Source organism: Micromonospora parva, from assembly GCF_040649675.1.
In the GTDB taxonomy this organism is placed as follows: domain Bacteria; phylum Actinomycetota; class Actinomycetes; order Mycobacteriales; family Micromonosporaceae; genus Micromonospora; species Micromonospora parva.
This window is the reverse complement of sequence record NZ_JBEZFX010000001.1, coordinates 1082015-1102969: the sequence shown is the minus strand read 5'-3', so window position 1 is coordinate 1102969 and position 20955 is coordinate 1082015. Positions and strand designations below refer to the sequence as shown.

The window sequence follows — 20955 nt, the reverse complement described above, 5'->3', positions numbered from 1 at the left end:
ACATTGTTGTTGACGGCGCGGCCCGGGGACGCAACCCCCGGCCGCACCGCCGACCGAACCAACCACAACCCGGAAGGAGTGCCCCCGGTGGCACACGAACTCGAAACTTTCGCGAACGGCCAAACGGCGTTTGCCTCCGCGCGGTTGACCGCCTGGCACCAGCTCGGCACCGTGGCCGACGAGTGCATGACCGCCGAGGAAGTCATGAGCAAGGCGTGGCTCGGCGGGTGGGAGGTCCGCAAGATCGCCATCCAGGGCATCGAGGTCACCGAGCGCGGGGTGACGAAGGTCGACTGCCCCGACAAGTACATGACCGTCCGGACCAACCCCGCCACCGGCGAGACCGAGTACCTCGGGGTCGTCGGTGAGGACTACAGCGTGGTGCAGAACGAGCAGGTGGCCGAGACCCTCAACCTCCTGGTCGACGCCTCCGGCGCGCACTTCGAGACCGCCGGCTCGATGCGCAAGGGACGCTCGGTGTTCGTCACCATGAAGCTGCCCACCGCGATGCAGATCGCCGGGGTGGACGACATGGATCTCTACCTCGCGGCCACCACCTCCCACGACGGCACCGCCGCCCTACGCCTCGATGCGACCCCCGTGCGGATCGTTTGCAAGAACACGCAGAACCTGGCCTTCGCCCGGTCGGTCAGCTCGTACACGTTCCGGCACACCTCGAACGTCACCAGCAAGATCGCCGAGGCCCGGCAGGCCCTCGGCCTGATGTGGAAGGCGTTCGGCGACTTCGAGACCGAAGCCGAAAAAATGATCAACGAGTCGTTGACCATGGGTGAGTTCGAGAAGGTTGTCGCGCAGGTGTGGCCCGTCGCCGACGACACCTCGGACACCGCGAAGAACAACGCGAAGCAACGCACGGCCGCCTTGCGGTACTTGATCCGGGACGCGGACACGCAGAAGGCGATCAAGGGCACACGGTGGGCCGGCTTCCAGGCCATCACCGAGTACGTGGACCACTTCGCCCCCGCCAAGACCGACCTCGCCCGCGCCACGCGGGCGCTGACCGGTGCCGGTGCGGACCTCAAGGCCCGCGCGTTCGAGCTGCTGGCGGTCTGACGTGGCCCGGCACGGGGGCCGGGCCACCACGCCCGGCCCCGGTACCGGCGCGCACGCCGCCACCGGTACCGCATCCGTCCCTACGCCTGCCGTCGAGCCCATGCTCGCGCCGGAGCCCACCGCCGCCTCCATGATCGGGCTGGCCAACGAGGTGTCCCGCCACTTCGCGGCGGCCGAGGTCGCCCGCGCGATGGCCGAACACTCGACCAGCGAGGCCGAACACGCCCACCTGATCGCCCGCGCCGAGCAGTGGGAAGCCCTCGTCAACGAGCAGTGGAACGCACTCTGCTCCGCGATCTGGGCGACCGCACCCGGCGGGGCGACGGTCGAGCGGTTCCGACCGGTCCGGCCGCTGACCAACGGCCACGTCGAGCTGCACACCTACAGCACGGAAGGCAGCCGACTCGTCGTGCTGCTCACCGGCGAGCAGGCCCTCGCCGTCGGCGCGCACCTGACCGCGTACGGGGCGCTCAGCCTCGACCGCAGCGGCCAGAAACTCGACCCCGGCCTACCCCACGTCAAGGCCGCACCGCCGTTCGATGCGGACGGGACCGCCGGTGCACCGGCCACCCCGGACGGTGCCGCCGGGCCATCGCCCGTCCATCCCTGACCGCCCGTGACGTGCCGCGCGGCCACGGTCGCACCCCGGGCCGCGTGGCACGCCCCGGCGTCCCCTCGACATCATCGCGGAGCACCCATGAGACCCGAAAACCTGTTCAGCGTCGCCGCCGAATTCGCGGAGGCGACCGGCAAAGCCGAACGCTTCCGCGCCCTCGCGGCCAGCGCCACCGGCGACGAGCGCACCGTCCTCACGAACACGGCTGCACGCTACGAGGCGGTTGCCATGCGCCGGCGTGAGTTCCTCCGCGCCTCGCTGCGCGAGGCCATGCGCGGAACCGTCATCGCCGAGCCGGACACCGAGCAGCCCGCCGCGCTCTGGCGGCGGCGCCACGTCGAGGTCCGCGCCCTCACCGGCGACGGCTCCCGCGTCCGCGTGCGCTGCACCCCGACGCAAGCCGTCGCCCTCGGCACCGCCCTCATCGGCCTCGCGGCCCTGACCGATCAACTCGGCGGGGGCATCCTGGGCGAGACCATCGCCACCTTCCCACCCACCTCCCACTCCACCGCGGAGCCCGAGGCGAGTGGCGAGAACGGGGAGCTGGCATGACGACCTCGATCGACCCCGCCGAGAACATCGACGGCATGGGCGACGGCCAGCGCACCCTCGACGGTCAGCAGCTCGCGGAGGCGCTTGCCAAGCTCGGCACGGTCGACCCCGTCTGCGTCGAGGTGCTGACCCGGCTCAACCTGCGGGTCTACCCCGGCGAGCCCGGCGACCGCACCGCCTACGTCGTCCTCGACGTGCACGGCGTCTCCATCGGCGTCAAACGCCGCGCCGACGACCTCTACCTGCACGCCGACACCACCGAGACCGACGACCGGCTCATCGCCTTCGAGATCAACGGCTACGGCGAGACCGACCACACCACCAACCCCTCCCACCCCGGCCTCTGAAACGGAGCACCGATGTACCGCTCCTTGGAATACGGCGACACCGCCCGCGTCATCACCCCCGCCGACGCCACCGAACGCCGCCTCGGCACCGTCACTGACGTCACCTACTCCACGCCGCACACCACTCACGCACGCCGCTACACGCTGCGCTTCCCCGGCGGTATCGAGCGCAGCTTCCCGGCCGATCACGTCGTCAGGTGCACCCGCGCCGACGACCAGGCCGCCCTGGAGGCCGCCTTCACCAACGCGTGTGTGGCCCTGCGCGACGCCTGCCGCATCGCCCACGACTACGACCCCGACCTCAGCGTCGGAACCGTGAGCCTGATCCGGCGACTGGTCGACCTCAGCCGGCTACGTCTCGGGCTGACCCTCAACCCGTCCGGCACCGCTGGCGTCGCCGAGACCGGCTCGCCGAACACCCGCAACCAGGGCGCGGGTGATCGGTGATGCCGCACCGTCCGCAGACCGACCGGTCCGGGGAGCCAATTGGGCGAGCTGCGCTCGGCTCCACCACGGCGCCGCTGCTGGAGTCGCCATACTGCCGACGCTGCCGACGAGGCGTCAGCATCCATATCAACGACGGCGTGGTGACGTACCAGCACGCCAACAAGCGCGGCGACAATGGCGACCACGATCCCGAGCCGGTACCTGTCACCGAGATCCCGGACCCGATCATCGAGTGCGACTTCTGCTCCGCGTCTGACGCGGCTTGGATCTACCGATGCGCCAACCAATTCAGCGAGCACCGACGCGTCACCGCGCGAGTCATGAGCGTCAGCGACTACCGGTCTCGGCACGCAGCGGCCCGGGTGCGCCGCACCGACACCGAGCACGCTGTCACTCAGGCGTGGGGTGAACGGTGGCCGGCATGCCACGGCTGCGCCGACCTCATCGAGGCCCGCGACCTCTACGGGCTGATCCGCCGCGTGGTCGACGCGCTGCCCGCCAAGCTCACCCGAGGCAAACACCTCGTACGCGTTCGCGGGGAGCTGCACGCGACCTACTCCGAGGTATTCGACACCCTCGCGCCCGGACGAGGCCGCATCATTCCCGGCCATCCTCTCGGCATCTGGCCGGGCACGGAGACGACCTCATGACCGACACCTCACGACACCATCGGCCGACGTTCACCCACGCGAAGGCTCAACGCCGCCTCGGCGCGGTGTGCGCGGCTGACGACGGACCGCTGACCCGCATCACCGACGACCCGCACCTCGTCACCTGCCCGGACTGCGAAGGACTGGTCGAGTTCGACGCGCTACCCGACGACGCCACCGCAGGCGATCCGCGCCTCATCGAGGTACTACGCGAGGTCACACGCGGCAACTGTCGCAAGATCGACGGGGTCATAGTGGACATGACCACCGCAGCGGCAATCCTGACCGTCTACGACGCGCTCAAGCCCGCCACACGGGTGAAACTGGCCGCGCTGCGCATCGACCGGATGGCGCAGGTGGCGTGGCGGCTGCTACGCCCGCACGTCTAGACCGGGCGGGACGGTGGCCGGCGGGCACACCCGAGGGTGTGCGCAACCCCGCCGGCCACCTCGCCTGTCCCGGGCCGACCAGGCGGACCACAACAGCCGCCTTCACCCGGGCGGGCGTGCCGCCGATCCTACGGCGAGAGACACATCCGCCTCCGCTTGCGGCACCGCAAAGAGACACCTCCAAGGGGAGGATGGACACCGTGGCACGACGCGTGATCAGCGGACGGACCGCCCTCGACCGGGCCGAGGTCGCCGCGTTCACCGGTGCGGCCTACTCCACGGTCAACCACTGGCACCGCCACCGCGCCCGATTCGACTTCCCGCAAGGCTTCCAACACGACGGCCGCGATTGGTTCTGGCTCGACGACATCGAGGTATTCCACGTCACGCACCAGGCCGCGAAACGCGCCGAGCTGACGAAGGTCGACCGCCGCGGCGACTCCGAAGACCTCATCGGCTCGGGCGCAGCGGCGAGGGTCCTCGGCTACGCGTCGTACCGCAACCTGCCCGACACCCTGTACGACCACCCCGACCGAGTCGAGGCGCTGCCGGACGGGCGGCTGCGCCGTCTATGGTTCCGGCGCACCGTGTGGGCCGTGGCCGACGCCCGTACGGGCCGACAGTCCACCGGCCGCACCCCCGGCACGACCGGTGCCCGCAAACCACACCCATACGCCGACGACCCTCGATTCCCGGCCGCTGTCGCGCTGCTCGCCGAGGCCGACCGCACCGGGCTTGACCAGCGTGGACTCGGCGTGACGCTTGCGCGGAAGCTCGGCATCACCCAGCGCACCGCACAACGACTGCTTGCCGCTGCCTGTGAGGTGAGCCGGCACCCTTCTCAAGTAGACGGCCTGGCTTGATTTGTGGGAATAGCAGCCAGAGGCTCAGAGGGCTGATCGGTGGCTGTTGTGGGATTGGTGAGCGGACGTACCCGACCGGTCAATGCCAGGGCTGTGAATGCGCGGACCGAACCTGTACGCTCTCGGAGGCTTGAGCAGAAGATGATGGGAGCGTCGTGGATCCACTTATTAGGGGCCTCTTCAAGGAATTCCGGGAGACCCAGGAACTCCTCGGCATGGCTGAGTCGGACGCTTTTGAGCTATTTGTTGCTACCTTACTGCTCCGTGATGACGTATTGGATCAAGTGGACATGACGGATCTCTTGTTGGATCCGGCCACCATCGGCATCGACTTGGCGATCCTCGAGGTCAACGGTGAACTCGTAACCCAGCGTAGCGAAGTGCCGGGTGTATGTGAAAACAAGAGAAGCCTCGAAGTTGTGCTCACGTTGATGCAGGTCAAGGCGTCGACGAGTATCAGCAGCTCGGAGATTTTGAACTTTGGGGATGCGGCAAAGAAGGTTCTTTCAAATACGGTTCCTTCGCAGCATCCGAAGCTTGCGGCTGTCTCCGACGCGCTGTTCGGAATCTTTGATGGCTATGCGTCAAAACTGAAGGAGCGGCCTCGCGTAAACTTGGCGTTCGTCAGCACGGCCAACGATGCTTCGCTCGCTGATGGAAACGTGCTCGACAGGGCCGCGACAGTCCAGCGGGAAGTGCAGGCTCTCAGTTACGTTGGCGAGTTGGCGTTTGAACTTTACGGGGCGACCCGCATTTATGAGGCGTCGAGGAAAAAGACTCAGGCTAACGAGACGGACATCGTGCTCGAAAAAGCCGTCAACTTGCCCGGGATGCCTGGCATTAATCAGGCTATCCTCGGCGTTGTTTCCGTTCGAGAGCTTCTCAAACTTATTCAGACTGAAGACGGGACTCTGAATGAGAGGGTGTTCTACGACAACGTGCGAGGCTTCAAGGGTGAGGAAAACGACGTAAATCAGCAGATAATCGAAACTCTGGGATCACCGCAGCGTGCATTGCTGCCCGTCTTGAACAACGGTGTCACGGTGGTTGCTCGGTCGTATGCGCCCAAACCCGGCGACGCCGTGTCTTTGACAGGTTATCAGGTTGTCAACGGATGTCAGACGAGCCATTGTATTTACTTGGCGCAGGAGTCACTTGGTGATGCTGCGGACTCTGTTTACGTGCCCATTCGGCTCGTAGTCACGGATGATGAAGACGTGGCGACACGCATCATTCGCGCAACAAACTCGCAGACCGCTGTCAATGACAGCGACTTGGTCGCCCTTACCAAATTTCAGAAGCGCCTTGAGGATTTTTACTTGCAAGACCAGCTCGGGGCTGGTTTGACTTACGAGCGACGAGCTGGGCAGTTCTACTACCGTGACGTCACGCGTACGCGCATCGTTACTATTAGTGAGCAGATGCGAGCCGTCGCGGCTACGTTTCTTGACCTGCCGCATCTTGCTGCTCGATACCCCCAGCACCTTTACGCAGAGGTCGGGGACTCGATCTTTGACGACGATCACCGCCTTGCCCCGTACGTTGCCTCGGCCTTTGCCGCATATCGACTAGAAACGGCTTTTCGTACAAGTCTAGAGGCTGAATACAAGCCTATCCGCTACCACATACTGATGGCCTATAAATATGAGTTGTTTGAAGGGCGATCTGCTCGGCTGAATGAGCGAGCTATTGATCAACGAAGTCAACAGATGGTTGATTTGCTGCGTCAGGCCGACTACGTGTCGGCCTTCAGGGCAACCGCGCAAAGGATCGTTGAGGTGGCAGGTGGACAACTGCCGACGGCGGACCGACTGAAGCGCCCACCCTTCACACAGGAATTGATTAGCCGTCTTATCCGGGGTTAGGGGCAAGGCGAGGGCGAGCCCGGCAGCCCAAGCGCCGACAGGTGCCGTCGGCCGTCGCGTCCGCGAGGGTGGAACCGACGGCACCCGTCTGCGGGCTGTCTCAGTCCTCGTCGTCGTCCGTAGCGGCCCGAGGTGCCGGAACCTCGATCAGGTAGCGCAGTGCGCCGTTGATGTCGGTGTCTCGGCTGTCTGCGGTGCGCTTCAGCACGTCGTACACGTCGTCAGCGACCTCGATCGTGCGGAGGCCGGGCGTTTTGTCGGTCATGGGTGGTCCCTTCTGGCAGCGTTCGGCGTGGTGCCCGTTCGGGCAGCCGTGCCTATCCACGCTGACCTCGACGGTGCGATCAAGACCGCCGCTGGTCCCAGGCCGGGGTTACGACTCACGGCTCTGTTCGAGGGTGGAGCGTCGCCGTTCGCGTTTGGTGTGTGTCATTGAGGGGCGTCGCCTCGAATGGCAGCGTCGGCGGCGTCGGCGGCGCGAAGCAGGGCGGCGGCGAGGCCGCGAGCGTGCTCTGGGTTGAGGCTTAAGTTGTAGGCCGTCCTCGGCCGAAACGCTGAACTCGACGTAGGGGCGTTCCAGGTCGGCGGGATCGGTGCCGATCCAGCTCGGGGCCTTGTCCCAAAACGCGACGCGCACGTGTGCCTCAACCAGGAGGCACGCCTGGTCGTAGACGTGCACGGTGTTCGCCGCGCCTCGGTGTAGGAGTGCCCGGGGCGACAAAGGATCGGCGTCGTCGTGGCGGCACTCCGTACACCAGGGCGGGCAGTGCTGCGGGTGCGGTGGGCGGGCGGCGCTGGCCGCTCGGGCAAGCTCGCTCACGTGCGGCCTCCTCGCGCGTCTGATCGTGTGCGGTGAGCTGACGATGGCACGTTAGACCGATGCGGTGGGGCGAGAGCCGTCGACCGAACGCGCCTCCTGGCGCAGCGTGGCGAGAAGTTCCGACACGGCGCTGTTGCGGATCGAATGACCGTTCTGGCGTATGCGACGTGCGAGGGCATCTCGGCTGACGGTCTGGCCCTCGCGGATCAGCTCGTCACGGGCCGCGCGGGCGACGGGCAGCAGCGGCACGAGATCCGGGGCAAGGTCCACATCGGCATCGTCCGTGTCGTCGGACGAGTCGTCATCGTGAGACTCCGCGTCGAGGTCATGACCAGTCTCATTGGCATCTGATTCGTGGTCGTCCTCCGGGCGTTCGCCGGTGTCAGGAGCCTCATCGAGACGCGACCTGTCGACATCCACATCGACATCGACGTCGACAGGAGGGCGCTCGGGCAGCGGTCTCCGATCGGGTGGCGGGAATTCGCTGGTGCCGGGCGAGGGCTCGACAGGCGCCGCTGCGGCGCGCTCGGCCGGTGACGGTGCCGCTGGTGCCTCGGCTAGCACGGCGTGCGGTTGACGTTCGGCTTCGCGGCGGCGGGCGGCGAGTTCCACGAGCGATACCGACGCGACGATGATCAGCCCGTCCACAGAGAGCGGTAGGAGGTAGGGCACGGTGCCGGTCTCGCCGTATCGGGCGACGACTCCGACCATGTGGTGATAGCTGATCCACGCGGCGATGGCGGCGATAGCCGAGGCGGCGACGACCCGGATGACGCCGAGTGAACGCCGGTGCACGGGTACCCGGGTGACCAACTCGACGGTGATCAGCAATGCCAACGGTGGCCACGCCGCGATGGCCTGCGAGATCGGGTTCGCTTGCGCGTGCAGGATGTTCGCGGTGACCGAGGCGGCCACGCCAAGTGCCAACGTCGCCCGCACGGCCCATTGCATCCGCTGGAGCTGGCTGTCGTTCATGGCCTTCCTCCGCTGGCCGGGGCAACGGGTCGGAACTGCCGTTCGGCGACGCGGCGCGTGGCCTGGGACGGTTCGGCGTCGCCGAGGTCCGCGAGACGTTCCTCCAATCGGCACAGAGTGCGCCGCACGGCGTCGGGCCGCTGTTGCCGGCCGTGGATGCGCATGATCCGCTGGTACAGCTCCTCGTTCACCGGGTCCAGGTCGGCGGCGCGTTCGAGGGCGGCGATGGCCTGGTCGGGGTGGTCGGGTTCGAGGATCTCGGCGATGCGGGCGTAGATGGTGAGGATCTGGTGGCGGTAGCTGGTGGCGTAGTCGGTGGCCCAGGTGTGGTCGTGGCCTTCGGCGAAGTCACCCCCGTACAGCTCGGTCGCCCGGCGCAGCGCGGCCAGCATCGTCGCCTCGTCGTCGGTGGTGGTGGCCCGTTCGATGGCGGTGAGCATCTGCCAGAGGTCCACGGTGACGGTCTCGGGGTCGAGCTGGTACCGGCTGGTGGCGGGGTCGTAGACGATGAACATGGGCTCCTCGTGGCCGGTGGCGGAGCGCAGCACCCGCCGGGCGGAGGTGATGTCCGTTCGGACGCGTTTGACGGCGGCGGCCGGGTCGATGTCGGGGTGCAGGTCGGCGGCGAGCTGATCGAGGGTTCGGCCGGCGGGGTGGGCGGCGAGGACGGCGAGCGCGGTATAGGAGCCGCTACGCATACCGGTGGCGATCGGACCGGCGTCGGTGGCGACGGTGACCGGACCGAGCACGCGGAGTCGGACCAGGGCCGCCGCGTCCTCGGGCTGGACTGGTACCGGCTCGTTTGTCTCGACGGTCACCGCGGCCGGCGAGATTTCGGCGGGCGGGTCGTCGACGTCAGCGCCGGCCTCGGGACGGGCTATCGCGTCGGTGAGCATGGAGAGGATGGCGGCGAGGTCGTCCGCGCCGAGGGTGGACAGCCGGGTCACTGGGTGCGGTTCGTCGCCGGTGGCGGTGCCCTCGGCGGTGATCTCGACGGTAGGGATGCCGTCGTGCGGGCCGAGGATGACGGGATGCAGGTCCAGGGCGGCGCGGTGGGTGGCGACGGCCTGGAGGCGGGCGGCGTGCCGAGGGCTGGAGTCGATGAGCAGCACGTATGGCGGCTGCGTCTCGGCGTGGTCGGTGCGGGCGTTGAGGTCGCTGATGGCCTCGGCGTCGAAGGTGTCCAGAAGCCGGCGTCGGCCGATCATCTCCTCCTCGGCGTGGGTGACCGCCGCAGCGATGTCGGCGAGCACGACGAGGCGTTCTCCGTCATAGGCGGTGCTGTCGGGGTCCAGCCCTATCAGCGGGGCACCTGGGGGTAGAAGTCGGGCGAGGAGGTCTGCCGTGGTGACGACTACCGGGCGGGCGGTGGCGCTGTCGGTGACGCCGGTGGTCAGGACAGCGGCGAGGACGGCGCGCGCTGCCGGGATGGCGTCGGCTCCCTCCAGGGCGAGGCCGGGACCGGGCAGGTGGAACAAGCTCACCTCGTTGCCCTCCAGGTCGACGCCGACCAGGGCCGGCACGGCGGGGCTGGCCTGGCGGTGGTCAACGACGGCGGTGCTGAGGTCGCGGCTGCCGATGGTCTCGACGTGAGTGAGCCACGGCGGTGTCAGGGTGGGTTGTGGCCCAGGGCTAATGGGTGCCGGGAAGATCAGCCGGGCGTGGCGGCGTCGGTGGAGACGGAGCAGGGCTGCTACTGCGGCGATGGCGGCGGCCAGGCCGAGGCTGATCCAGCCGCGCGTCGGGAGTGCGATCCCAGCCTCGTCGCCTGGTTGATCGGGGGGCGGTTCGGAGGCGGACGCCGCCCCGTCGGCAGGGACGCTCGGCGTGGCCGGCGCGGGGGTGGGCGGCCTCGGCGTACTCGTTGTCTTGTTGTCGGGGGCCGGTATGGCGCTGGCTGGTGGTGCCGGCGGCGGCGCGGTGGGCGCGGTGTCGGTTGTCCCGGGTGCCGCGACGTCAGGGCTGCCCGGGGTGGGAGCGCTGGGATCAGGTAGGGCAGGTGCTGGTGTGGTCTCACGGGTGGGGAGCGCGAGTGTCCACCCGACGTGGATCTCGTCGGGGTCGGTGAGGGCGTAGCCGTTGGCCTGCTTGTGCCCCCGGTTGAGTGCGTAGATCTCTTGCCAGCGTTTTGGGTCACCGAGATGCTTCGCGGCGAGATCCCACAAGGTATCTGCGGCGACAACTCGGCACGTCCCATCCGGGGTGGAACGAGCCACGTCGACGCCGGCATCCTGGCGAAGGGTGGGCCGCGGAGCGTATCGGACGGAGACGGCAGGGGCCGGCAGCGTTTCCAGGGTCTCCCTGCGTGGTACTCGTGATGTGGGTGCCGGCGGGGGATCCAGGGTGTCGAGGCTGAGTCGCGCCTCGGCTACCGCCGATGGGGCGTCTGGTGGCGGCTCGGCGTCCATCGCGGTGGTGTTGTCGGCGGCAGTAGGCAACGTGGCCACTGTGGTGATGGCAGTGCTGCCCAGCAGAACCGCCGTGAGCGTTTGCAGCGGCCGGGGTAAGTGCAGCACGACGTGCCACCGCAGCCGATCGGCGAGGTATTGGTGGGTGTGCTCCGCGATAGCAACGGCAAGGAGCAGCCACAGCAGCCAGGCCCCGATGTGCCCCAGCGCGGTGAGGAAGTCACCGGTCAAGGGCTGGCTCAGCCACGCGCGCAGTTGGGCAGCCGACACCGTGCCGGGGTTGATCCGGCCGGCCTGGTAGAGCAGCACCGGCGGTGTTAGCGCGAGCACGAAGGTACCGGCGCGTACGAGCACGGCGGAGGTTCGTCTCGCCATGGCGTGTCTCCTCCCGAGGTGCGCAAAGGGCGGTGAGACAGACCGTAGGAGCTGGATGCGCTGCTGATACCGATGCCGGTGCTAACAGCACCTCACACGGCCTTACACGGCCTTACACCCGCAGGTCACAGCGTTGCCGATCCTCTGGGTCTTCGACCTGGGGGAGTGAGGTGACGATGCAGATTCGTTGCTGCTCACCACCAACAACACGTTTAGGGCGGGTGCGGTGGGTCGGGTGAAGCTCTTGTCGTCCGGATGAGCCCGAGAGGACGTCGACGAGTCGTCGGACGAGGGCGCTCGTTGTTTGGCGGTCGTTGACCTGCGCCCGACGGGCCTACTTACGCAACTCTCGGTCCTACCGATCCCAGTCGGGCCGCCACCGCGGTGACATCATCGAGTTGGTGCGGCTAAACCTAGCCCGGATCCGCGCGCTGGCGTCGGCCGGCCAACCGAACGTCTACTGGCTCAGGCGTGACAGCGTCGGCGGCGCGCTCGGCACCTCGACGATCTCGGCCGTCGCTGTAGCCGCAGGCGGCACCTGCGCCGCCCGGCTCGGATGACCGAGGGCCTGCAGGCCGGGCTCCGGGCGGATTCGCTCATCGCGCTGGCCTGCCTGGTCGTCGCACTGCTGCTGTTGGGCCGGTCGCCCAGCGCACTCCTGAGTGCGTGCAGCAGCGTGTTGAGCGAGGTGAGCGATGACTGCCAATCCGCCTTCTCCTAGTGCCGGTCACGGTCCCCTACCGATACCAGGCCAAAACAGTCATGTTGATAGGTGTCAGATAGCCAGCGTTGGCAACTTCGATGAGGACAATGCTGCCCGGCGCGTCCGCCGCTCCTGGAGTCTGAATGCAGAAGGTAAGGCCGGAAAAAAGTCTCTGGCTATGCTCGTTGAAAGCTGATGTTTGAATTGCTTTTCTGCAAGTCTCCCTCGTTCGGGGCGACGCAGCGTCGACATAGCCTCCGATCACGTTTTGGGACAAGCTAAATCGTCTATCGATGCATCGGTAGGTGATGTCGGCGTCGGCGATGGGCAGCACGCGGGGCTCATCAAGGTCGATCGGAAGGGTGCCGCATGTGGCAAGGGTCAGCTCCTGCTGGGGATAGGCTGCTGATGGCTCCGTTGGGGTAGGGCTGGCGGACATGATCTTTGGGGCGGGGCCAGGCAGGCTGCTACTGGGACTTGTTGAAGCGGAGGCGATCGCGTCAATTGGCCCGGGAGTCGTGGCCGGGGCGCTTGGGGCGCGTGGAAATAGCCAGGCGACGAGGGCGATGATCATCGCCAACACAGTGGACACAGCACCAATCGTTTCCACCGTGCCTTTCCGAACTCCACTAACTAAAGGTGGCCTTCCCGGCTCGGGGAGTGAGGGTTTCCGATCCACAGCCGACAGTCCTCATCTTCGGGCATGGTCAAAGCATGTCCACAGTAATGTGAGGCCGCACGAGCGAAGCCTCGAGGCGATGAGCATCGTCTCTGGCGCAACTCACTGGCTGGGGCGCGAGCCTGCGATGGTTCACTTTTACCGCGCGGCTTCTGCGCCGCGCTGGTCAGGCTTGCTGGTTGTCATGTCGAAAGGTTGGTCTGACAGCCCGCGCGATCCGAGGAACGTGAGAAGGGTTGGGCGGGCTCGTCAGGTCCCGACTTGCCCAAGCACGACGAAGAAGTCGCTGGCCAGTGGCTGGCTCAGCCATACGCGCATCCTGGTCCGCCGACACCGTGGCGTGATGGTCCAGCCGGTTTGGCGGAGCAACACCGGCGGTGCCAGCGCGAGCCCTGCGACCCATAAACAGCTCGGCTATGCAAGGCGTCTGTTGCCTAGATCGCCATCGCTAAGTCGATGCAAGCTGCGGAGTGACAAATTCCAACTACTCAACGTGAGGCGGAGCTACGTTATTGGTCCGAGTTCTGCCAAGATGAACCCATCACAGCTACCATCCGCATCCAGCTATGTCCGATAGGTGCCATCGCGCAGAAGGTGTGCCTTGATCCTTCCTGATGACTGCCCTACCGTGGGGAATCGGGCGGTGACGATGCGCCTACATCGCCACCGCCCTTCGTCCTCACTCATGCCTAAGGGAGGTCACCTATGAGGACAGGTGCAAGGTTACTGCTGTCGGCACTACTGGTGCTATCGGGCGTCTTGGTGGTTCCCACCGCCGCCGCTGCGAACAAGTCAGAACCGGCGGCTCCGATGCCCGCCACGTCGAAGGTTGACGAGGAGGCGGGCAACGCCAAGAAGAACGTCCGGGTAGTTACCCCGAAGAAAAAGGGCGAGATCGCTCGCTTCTCAGCCAGCAACTCCCGCCTCCTGCAGGATCCACCGCTCGGTGGCTGTGACTACAGCGATGTAACCGGCACGATCAATGCCACTTACCTCGATGGAGTCTTGGCAACCACTGAGTCGGACTGGAGCGCCAAGGTGCTGTGCTACACCACCGCGCCGGGTCAGTCGATGGCCGGCATCAGTGTGGACTCCACCTGGTGGCACAACGGAGTGAACATCGCCAACGGCAACACGTTCACGTGCACCAACTGCAACCTGGCGAACTCCACCGGCGCTGACATCTGCGCTGGCGTCACCTGTGCGGGAAGCTACTTCGCGGGCTCCCTGGTAACTCTCACACTGCCGGCTGGCTGGCAGTGGACAGGGGTACCGTCCGATTGCCTGGCGCTATCACCGCAGGCCATCACCTGCTCGGCAGTCAGCGGTGTCGTCACGATACCTGCATCGAACTGATCCACCTACGCATACCGTTTCCGCCAGTCGAGCCGACGCTGCTCGACTGGCGGAAGCAGGTAGCCTAGAGCGGGAGATCTGCATCAACGCAGGGGGCGGACACGTGGACAGACGCGAAATCCTCGCCGGGTTGATTCGGCAACACTTCGATGCGATGGGAAGTCTGGCCAGTGATGACCTGCTGAACCGTCTTGGAGCGAGCGGAATTGAAGGCTTCGCTCTCGGACTAGTGGCCGCGTCCGCTCTACCGCCAGGGGAACTTAGCCAAGCGCGGGCTGGTTTAGAACCTTTGCTCGAAGATCTTGATTGGCTGGAGCGGCATCGCGTAACCGCAGCCCGGCCCGAGATTGCCCCGGTGACCCCGGTTAGTCGTGCACTGGAAGGCCATGAGCAGTCTCGTCCTCCTCGCTCCAGCGCTACTGAGATGCCGATGTTGCTGCATGTTCAATCATTAGCTGGTCAACGACTCGTCATTGACAATCTGCCTGCCGTGCTTATCAGCTTGGAGGTCTGGTCCTCGTCCATGAGGTTGCGGCTGGCCTACCCGAGTCCGCACCTTTCGGCAGCAGACATATTGCGTAGGCACCGCCCTTGGCGGGCCTGGGACGACACAGGGACGCAGTACCGTGAGCGAGGCAGCGAGTCGTCTGACGCTCAGGGGTTTCTCGTCGAATCCCGAGTGTTCGACGCTCCGCCACCTGCCGAGGCCACGCTCCTGTCTGTCGCAGCCGAACACGCAGCAGGGAACAACCAGTTCACCATTCCACTCCGCCGGATTGCGTAGCTGAACATCATCCCCCGGAATCCTCGTAGCCGCACCGTGGAAGGCGACCGGCACCCCCCGCTCCACTTTGAGGATCTTCAGCAGCAGCGATGGCACGTTCGTTGGACACGCCGTGCCCGTCGTCGCGCATCGCGTCAGCCAACCTGTCCCGCGACAGCGAGCATCCCGTGGCCGCCAGTGCCGCGTAAGCGGCGCGCGCGTCTGGGAGCAGGTGCGCCACGGCGCGCCCGTCCACTGGCGCGGAATCGGAGGCTGGGCCGCTCCGTGCCGAGCTGAGCCCGGCTGCTCGGCCCGCCCCGCTGGGCGAGGACGGACCGTGGAAGTTGGTCCGCCCGTCCGGCGCCTTGCCGTTCCTCTGGGCCTTGGGGTGACTATGCGGATTCGTTGCCGCTTCCTCCTCTCTTCACAAACACGCTCTTCGATGGACATGATCGCTGTAGACGATTGCCGTCTACCCGATGTCGAGGAGGCCGCTATGCGGATACGACTCTCTGCCCGCTTCCCCCGCGCTGTGCATACCGTCGCGGTTGCCACCACCGCCGCAGTCGTCGCGAGCGCTGGCCTCTTGGGCGTCAGCGCGCAGCCGGTGTCCGCCACGCCCCCGGGCATCCCATCGAAGGCGACGGCGCAGTCGCAGCTCAACGCGTTGACCGTGGCCACAGAAGGCTCGACCAGCGGCTACTCCCGGGACCTGTTCCCGCACTGGATCACGATCAGTGGAAGCTGCAACACCCGGGAGCAGGTCCTCAAGCGCGACGGCACCTCCGTCGTCGTCGACGGCGCCTGCGCGGCCACCTCAGGCCGTTGGTACAGCCCCTACGATGGCGCCACCTGGACGGCTGCCTCCGACGTCGACATCGACCACGTCGTGCCGCTGGCCGAGGCGTGGCGCTCTGGGGCCAACTCCTGGACGACCAGCCGTCGGCAGAGCTTTGCCAACGACCTCACCCGCCCGCAGCTGATCGCGGTGACGGACAACGTCAACCAGTCCAAGGGCGACCAGGACCCCTCCACCTGGCAGCCGCCCCTGTCGTCCTACCGGTGCACCTACAGCAAAATGTGGATCACGGTGAAGTACAACTGGGGCCTGAGACTGCAGTCGTCGGAAAAGTCCGCGCTACAGGCCACGCTCAACACCTGCAGTTCCTGACTTGACCCCGGTCAGCGGCGCTATCCGTGGGGAGCCGCCACTGGCCGGGCACCTTCGCAGGCTCGTCACCGCTGGAGCGACTGGTTGCCAAGCCTGGGCGGGGTTCATGCGATCAGGTGTGGGGTCCGGTTGAAGGCTGCGAACGACCGGCCGGCTGGCCAGCGTTCGAAGAGTGGTTTGACCTATCCACCTCGACGTTGGTCAGGCCTATCTCGCGGGTCCAGTGGATCTTCAAGTTTGCGTCGGTGGCGGGTTCGGCCCCGCGCTGGGGTAGCTGTCCCGGCACCACAAATACCTGGTTTCGGTTGGTTGAGCCGGTGCGGATCTTGATCGCCCACGCCGTAACCGGTGATCAGGTGGCACGGTTTGTTTGATAACAGCAGGAACGATCGCGGGAACTTCGGGAGTTAGACAGTGAGCAGCGGGGAAGCCGGTTGGCGTCCGTACCCGGGCGCCTACCGTGCTCCCGAAAATCTTCCCCCGGTCGAGCCTGGTCGTATCGTCGGTCTAGTTGCCAGCTGCGATTTCCGAGGGGCGTACCCCGAGGATGCGAGTACCCGGAGCTTCGCGATCAGCGAGATCGCGGTGCTGGAGGACGGTCGGCGCGTGCTCCTGCATGCGGAACGTGGGTTCACTCTCATTGCTAGATCAACCGGCGTCCCGGGTGGTGTCGTTCCGCTCGTCGAGACTCGGGAAAGCATCACCCAATACGTTCTGAACGCCGTGCTCCCTGACGACGCAGAAGAGTCCGCAGAGGATCATCCTTGGTCATGGTTAGCCGGGCTAGCTCGGGCTCGCGGTCTGGGCGCGACCGCGGAAGACCTACGAGGTCTTAGCTATGAGGTGGTCTTCACCGACAGGATGAATCAATGGCTTGCGCCTGCCTGAGCGGCCCTGATCGGACGATCCGGGTTACTGCCGGCTGGCACCGGTCGTGCTACTTGGGCTGTGCGACAGGCTATCGGGGAAGTCGTCGTCGAGCCCATTGTGCGACAGGAGACGCAGGTAGCGGTCGTGCAGTTCGGTGGCCGCCTCGTGGTCACCGCGGGTGGTGAGGGCGCTGTGGGCGCGGGCGTGGAGGTCTGCGTTGTATGGGTCGATGCGGAGGCCCGCCTGCAGCAGGGCAAGGCGGCGCGGCGGATCCGGTTCGGCGTCGGCGAGGGCGGCGCAGGCGTCGATGACATGCCGGCGGGTCGCTTCGCGAATGGGGTCGAGCCATGGCCAGATGCGTCCGGCGGCGAGGTCAGCGGGGTAGGCGTCAACGACGGCTTGCCAGGCAGCGGTGGTGTTGGTGACGGCGCTGGCGGCGTGGTGAATGGCGGCTTGCAGCTGCCACAGGTCGACGTTCAGGTGTGCCGGGTTGAGGCGATAGCGGTCGTCGGTGTATTCGATGACGTGCATCCCGCTGGCATCCCGGACGACAGTGCGGAGTTCGCTGAGGGTGGTGTAGAGCCGTCCGGTGAGGGACCGGCGGGGGACACCCGGCCAAATAGCATCGGCTAGCTGTGAGGTGTTAGCGCCGGTGGGGTGGTTGGTGGCGAGGAGGACGAGGATCTGGAGAGCGGCGCTGCGGCGGATGGTGAGGGGTTCGCCATCGACGAGAAGGGTGGGCTCGCCCAAGACACGTAGGCGAAGCCGCCGCGAGGAAGCATCGGGCCGGCTGCGGGGCTCGCCTCTGGTCGCTTGCCGCGGTAGCTGAGCCTTCGGTGGCACCACGTGCGGCAGGGGAGGAGGGCCCGGGATCGGTGGGGCGGGCGGTGCCGGGTCGGGGCGGACGATGACGGCGAGCAGGTCAGTCGCCACCACCTGGTCGAGGACACACAGTCGAGGTCCAGGCTTTTCGGGGCGCAAGGGGTCGTGCAGATGGCCTGTCGGGGCGGCCTGCCAGGTTGGGCCAGCTGGCCATCCTCCCAGCACAACGACTCGGCCACCGGCCGTGGCCGCCATATCAGCGAGGTGTCTCACGTCGTAGCCGTCGCACTCCTTCGTCAGGAGGAGGACGATCCTCGGTGAGGGGGCGGACTCGACGAGCCGCGTTGTGTCGTGGATGGTCTCCACGGTAGTGAGCTGTGGTAGACGCCGGTCGAGCGCCTGCGCGTCGCCGCCCAGGAGACTGGTCAGCGTTGCCCTGGTGGTGATCAGCGTTGGGGTGCGGAGGTGATGCCCGGCCAGCAGGGCGGAAATCAGCAGTCCTCGGCCGATCGATAATGTGCCTGGTCCGCTGACGCCCAAACCGCTAACCGGGAGGGCACCGACAAGAGCGGCGAAGCTGCCCGACGGCTCCGGTGCAACCGACGGGGCAGTAGCGTCTGCGAAGGCTGCTTGCACAGCCGCGACGGTCGGGGGCAGTCCTGCTGCATCGAGTTCCTCGCGGCGGTGTGGGCCGGGCGGGAGGGGTCGGTAGTCGCGGCGGCGGCGCAGCCAGACGAGGGCTGCGGCAGCAGCGACCTGCCCGGCGACCTCATTAGGAAGCCACCCGCCGGCCAGGAGAATCCCATCATCGCTGGCCGCCGTGTCCTCATGAATGGGGCTGCCCCCGTCGGAATCCTCGGGCATCCCTGCTGCAAGCGGAGGCGATGGTTGCGGCGAGGCGATGGTGACCGTGTTGGTGGCGACGCTGAACACTGCGGCTCCCGCCATGCCGCTTGCCGTCGCCTGCAGCGGCGTCGGCAGCGGAAGCCGGCGCAACCATCCCACGGTCGTCCGCAGGCGGGTTAAGACCCGTACGGCGACGGTGTAGGCGAGCAGCAGCCACAGCAGCCATGCACCGATCGTCAACGCGGCGGTGAGTGTCTGCTCGGTCAAGGGCTGCTGCACCCACGCCCGTACCTGCTCGGTGCTCGGCCACCCGTGTATGGGTGGGCCGATCAGAAGTAGCAGCACCACGGGCGGGCCGGCCAAGAGCGCGAGGACGACCAGCAGCGACATCAGCTGGCGCGGCCACCGCACCTCACCCACCCCCACCCGAGGGCCCGGCACCCGCTGATCGCTGGGCAGCGACAGGGCTCGTGGTGGCGGGGCGGACGATGCGGGTCCACAGCCGGGCCGCCCACCACATCGCTACGGCCACGGCGTAGCTGACGCCGAGAATGCCGGCGGCCTGCCTGCTGACGATCGCGGCGCTGATGACCGCGACGGGGGCGCTGAGGATGAGGCGGAACATCAGCGGCGCCACCAGCGCCATGACCAACCCGACGCCGAGGAGCAGCCCACCGACGCGCCCGGCGATGTCGATGAGCAACAGCCGGTCGGGCCACCTGTCGGCCGTCAGCGAGTACTGGATCAACCCCATGCCGAGCGCTGCGGCGACGATCGATCCGGTCGGTGCGGCCAGCAGCGCCGACCAGCCCCCGTGCGGGGCACGCCATTGCCGGGCGGCGACCACCGCCATCGCCACGGCCATCACCACGATCGGCGTGATCGGCCACAACGCCCATTTCAGGAAGGGGCCCACGGGTTCGCCGAAGTACTGGCTGGTGACGACCGCGTAGAGGCCGGCGATCGCCGCGCCGAGGCTGACTGCGGCGAGGATGCCGATACTGACCTTCCCGCCCTCGGTGCGGGTACTCGGGGAGGGGCTGCGCGCGGCGATCAGGGAACCGAGGACGGTCCCGGCGGCGAGGCAGGCCAGTAGGGCGAACACGGCGGCCATCGTGAACTCGCCCCAGTTCAAACTCACCGAGCGGTAGACGTTCATCAGATTGAACTGTTCGGCGGTCAGGAGGACCTGCCAGATCAGCGCCAGCGACGCGAAGCCCGGCACCGCGATCGCCACGGCCCGTCGCACCGGCGGTATCGGCACCTCCACTGCGACCGCCATCCCCGGGTTTGAGGCACCAGCGTCCGCGGCACCCCGGGCGGCCACGAGCTGAGGCTCGGGAACAACCGTGGTGGTGATGCCTGTGTGCTCGGCGACGACCGTGTCCAACTGTGGTAGGTGGGCGCTGCCGCCGACGCAATAGATCCCCGCCAGGTCGCTGGAGGAGAGTTCGGCGGCGGCGATGGTCTGCCCGACGAGTTGCGCCACGCGTCGATTTACTGGCAGAGCGGCTTCGATGAGCATGGTGCTGTTCGCGATGACCGGTGCTTGCCCGGCGAGCGGTACCGTGACGGCAGGGTGCGCGCCCAACGTCTCCTTCGCAGCGCGGATGCTCTGCGTCGTCGCCCAATCGTCCATGCTGTCGCCGGGGGTGTCCCGGCCGCCTGTCAGAGCGGCAGTCAAGGCCAGGTCGACGGCGGTGCCGCCGGCGGCAGGGTCAGCGAGGGTCGAGAGGACCTCGAACCCCGCCGGGCCGCGGCGAAGCACCGTCACCTCCACGCCCGCGCCGACGTCACAGACGACGATGAACACCCCAACCGGCAGTTGCAGACCGGTCGCCAGCAGGTGCTCGGCAACGGCTACCGGGGCCTCGACGAGACGCGGCTGCGCAAGACCGGCCCGATGCGCGGCCTGCCTCATCCAGGTACGCCGACGCGGTCCCCAACCTGCCGGTACTACCAGCCGCACATCCCGCACCGGCCCGCCGGCAACTCGCTCGGCTTCGGCCGCGACCGTGCGCAGCGGCGCCGCCGCTAGCGCGAGTGCCTCCACCGGCGTCTTGTCGACCGTGGCGTCGTCATCGACGGCGCGGCGAGGGCTCGGAATGAATCTGCTCGGCTGCTCTACGGCTGCCTGCCACGCCCGCTGCCCTGTCCGTACCTCCCCGTCGGGGCCCACGTATACAGCGCTCGGCAGATACGGCAACCCGTCAAACGAGAGCGCAGACGCGCCGCCATCAGCCCAGGCAAGAACAGCCACGGTGCTGGCGTCACCACAATCGATCGACAGCCGCGCTTCCCCCGCCTGCATGCACACAGTCAAACATGAAGATCTCGTTCACGTCATCTGTTGATCACGCAGAG

The 20955-nt window shown here is 67.0% G+C and carries 18 protein-coding genes; 12 read left to right on the top strand and 6 right to left on the bottom strand.

From position 1 onward, the window contains the following. Window positions 1–87 precede the first annotated feature (87 nt). From AB0C03_RS04895 to AB0C03_RS04855, 9 genes are all read left to right on the top strand, one after another. Window positions 88–1074 (top strand): DUF932 domain-containing protein, encoded by a 987-nt coding sequence (locus AB0C03_RS04895; protein WP_357634307.1) that lies wholly within the window; start codon window positions 88–90, stop codon window positions 1072–1074. Window positions 1075–1174: 100 nt separating this feature from the next. Next, window positions 1175–1684, top strand: a complete 510-nt coding sequence (locus AB0C03_RS04890) for a hypothetical protein (RefSeq protein WP_357634304.1) — start codon at window positions 1175–1177, stop codon at window positions 1682–1684. An 87-nt stretch (window positions 1685–1771) separates the two neighbouring features. Next, entirely contained in the window at window positions 1772–2242 is a 471-nt protein-coding gene (locus AB0C03_RS04885; protein ID WP_357634301.1) for a hypothetical protein, read from the top strand. Further along, a complete protein-coding gene (locus AB0C03_RS04880) occupies window positions 2239–2589 on the top strand; it encodes a hypothetical protein (protein ID WP_357634298.1) in 351 nt (116 codons plus the stop codon). The genes AB0C03_RS04885 and AB0C03_RS04880 overlap by 4 nt, the downstream gene beginning before the upstream one ends. 12 nt (window positions 2590–2601) lie before the next feature. Continuing rightward, window positions 2602–3036 carry a hypothetical protein gene (locus tag AB0C03_RS04875; RefSeq protein WP_357634295.1) on the top strand — a complete coding sequence of 145 codons (435 nt, stop codon included), beginning with the start codon at window positions 2602–2604 and terminating at the stop codon, window positions 3034–3036. Window positions 3037–3173: 137 nt separating this feature from the next. Further along, complete coding sequence (locus tag AB0C03_RS04870) at window positions 3174–3686, top strand: hypothetical protein (RefSeq protein WP_357634292.1); 513 nt, start codon at window positions 3174–3176, stop codon at window positions 3684–3686. Beyond that, window positions 3683–4075, top strand: coding sequence for a hypothetical protein (locus AB0C03_RS04865; protein ID WP_357634289.1), 393 nt, complete (start codon window positions 3683–3685; stop codon window positions 4073–4075). The genes AB0C03_RS04870 and AB0C03_RS04865 overlap by 4 nt, the downstream gene beginning before the upstream one ends. Window positions 4076–4266: 191 nt before the next feature. Continuing rightward, window positions 4267–4938: a hypothetical protein gene (locus AB0C03_RS04860; RefSeq protein ID WP_357634286.1), complete on the top strand. Its 672-nt coding sequence runs from the start codon at window positions 4267–4269 to the stop codon at window positions 4936–4938. Between the two features lie 155 nt (window positions 4939–5093). Further along, the gene (locus tag AB0C03_RS04855) at window positions 5094–6803 is read left to right on the top strand and encodes an AIPR family protein (protein ID WP_357634284.1); all 1710 of its coding nucleotides are present in this window, start codon (window positions 5094–5096) and stop codon (window positions 6801–6803) included. Window positions 6804–6903: 100 nt separating this feature from the next. On the opposite strand, the gene AB0C03_RS04850 is transcribed toward AB0C03_RS04855, so the two are convergent. From AB0C03_RS04850 to AB0C03_RS04840, 3 genes are all read right to left on the bottom strand, one after another. Continuing rightward, window positions 6904–7068, bottom strand: a complete 165-nt coding sequence (locus tag AB0C03_RS04850) for a hypothetical protein (RefSeq protein WP_357634281.1) — start codon at window positions 7066–7068, stop codon at window positions 6904–6906. Window positions 7069–7674: 606 nt separating this feature from the next. Beyond that, window positions 7675–8598: a DUF2637 domain-containing protein gene (locus tag AB0C03_RS04845; protein WP_357634278.1), complete on the bottom strand. Its 924-nt coding sequence runs from the start codon at window positions 8596–8598 to the stop codon at window positions 7675–7677. Continuing rightward, on the bottom strand, window positions 8595–11381 hold the full coding sequence (locus AB0C03_RS04840) for an AfsR/SARP family transcriptional regulator (protein WP_357634275.1): 2787 nt from the start codon (window positions 11379–11381) through the stop codon (window positions 8595–8597). The genes AB0C03_RS04845 and AB0C03_RS04840 overlap by 4 nt, the downstream gene beginning before the upstream one ends. A 401-nt stretch (window positions 11382–11782) precedes the next feature. On the opposite strand from AB0C03_RS04840, the gene AB0C03_RS04835 reads away from it, so the two are divergent. Beyond that, window positions 11783–11941, top strand: a complete 159-nt coding sequence (locus AB0C03_RS04835; RefSeq protein WP_357634273.1) for a hypothetical protein — start codon at window positions 11783–11785, stop codon at window positions 11939–11941. Window positions 11942–12118: 177 nt separating this feature from the next. On the opposite strand, the gene AB0C03_RS04830 is transcribed toward AB0C03_RS04835, so the two are convergent. Further along, window positions 12119–12676 carry a hypothetical protein gene (locus AB0C03_RS04830; RefSeq protein ID WP_357634270.1) on the bottom strand — a complete coding sequence of 186 codons (558 nt, stop codon included), beginning with the start codon at window positions 12674–12676 and terminating at the stop codon, window positions 12119–12121. Window positions 12677–13468: 792 nt separating this feature from the next. On the opposite strand from AB0C03_RS04830, the gene AB0C03_RS04825 reads away from it, so the two are divergent. Together AB0C03_RS04825 and AB0C03_RS04820 are read left to right on the top strand one after the other, a co-directional pair. Further along, complete coding sequence (locus tag AB0C03_RS04825; RefSeq protein ID WP_357634267.1) at window positions 13469–14119, top strand: hypothetical protein; 651 nt, start codon at window positions 13469–13471, stop codon at window positions 14117–14119. A gap of 1259 nt (window positions 14120–15378) precedes the next feature. After that, entirely contained in the window at window positions 15379–16053 is a 675-nt protein-coding gene (locus AB0C03_RS04820) for an HNH endonuclease family protein (RefSeq protein WP_357634506.1), read from the top strand. Between the two features lie 912 nt (window positions 16054–16965). Here the strand turns inward: AB0C03_RS04820 and AB0C03_RS04815 are convergent. Both AB0C03_RS04815 and AB0C03_RS04810 read right to left on the bottom strand, forming a co-directional pair. After that, on the bottom strand, window positions 16966–18981 hold the full coding sequence (locus AB0C03_RS04815) for an AfsR/SARP family transcriptional regulator (RefSeq protein ID WP_357634264.1): 2016 nt from the start codon (window positions 18979–18981) through the stop codon (window positions 16966–16968). A 22-nt stretch (window positions 18982–19003) separates the two neighbouring features. Next, on the bottom strand, window positions 19004–20902 hold the full coding sequence (locus tag AB0C03_RS04810) for an Hsp70 family protein (RefSeq protein ID WP_357634261.1): 1899 nt from the start codon (window positions 20900–20902) through the stop codon (window positions 19004–19006). Window positions 20903–20955: the final 53 nt, after the last annotated feature.

What these genes read in the sequence shown, in the direction of transcription:
- AB0C03_RS04820 (WP_357634506.1), top strand. Translation starts at nt 15,379, where the DNA reads ATGCGGATACGACTCTCTGCCCGCTTCCCCCGCGCTGTGCATACCGTC.
- AB0C03_RS04840 (WP_357634275.1), bottom strand. Translation starts at nt 11,381, where the DNA reads ATGGCGAGACGAACCTCCGCCGTGCTCGTACGCGCCGGTACCTTCGTG.
- AB0C03_RS04885 (WP_357634301.1), top strand. Translation starts at nt 1,772, where the DNA reads ATGAGACCCGAAAACCTGTTCAGCGTCGCCGCCGAATTCGCGGAGGCG.
- AB0C03_RS04845 (WP_357634278.1), bottom strand. Translation starts at nt 8,598, where the DNA reads ATGAACGACAGCCAGCTCCAGCGGATGCAATGGGCCGTGCGGGCGACG.
- AB0C03_RS04850 (WP_357634281.1), bottom strand. Translation starts at nt 7,068, where the DNA reads ATGACCGACAAAACGCCCGGCCTCCGCACGATCGAGGTCGCTGACGAC.
- AB0C03_RS04860 (WP_357634286.1), top strand. Translation starts at nt 4,267, where the DNA reads ATGGACACCGTGGCACGACGCGTGATCAGCGGACGGACCGCCCTCGAC.
- AB0C03_RS04875 (WP_357634295.1), top strand. Translation starts at nt 2,602, where the DNA reads ATGTACCGCTCCTTGGAATACGGCGACACCGCCCGCGTCATCACCCCC.
- AB0C03_RS04890 (WP_357634304.1), top strand. Translation starts at nt 1,175, where the DNA reads ATGCTCGCGCCGGAGCCCACCGCCGCCTCCATGATCGGGCTGGCCAAC.
- AB0C03_RS04810 (WP_357634261.1), bottom strand. Translation starts at nt 20,902, where the DNA reads ATGCAGGCGGGGGAAGCGCGGCTGTCGATCGATTGTGGTGACGCCAGC.
- AB0C03_RS04880 (WP_357634298.1), top strand. Translation starts at nt 2,239, where the DNA reads ATGACGACCTCGATCGACCCCGCCGAGAACATCGACGGCATGGGCGAC.
- AB0C03_RS04865 (WP_357634289.1), top strand. Translation starts at nt 3,683, where the DNA reads ATGACCGACACCTCACGACACCATCGGCCGACGTTCACCCACGCGAAG.
- AB0C03_RS04825 (WP_357634267.1), top strand. Translation starts at nt 13,469, where the DNA reads ATGAGGACAGGTGCAAGGTTACTGCTGTCGGCACTACTGGTGCTATCG.
- AB0C03_RS04815 (WP_357634264.1), bottom strand. Translation starts at nt 18,981, where the DNA reads ATGTCGCTGCTGGTCGTCCTCGCGCTCTTGGCCGGCCCGCCCGTGGTG.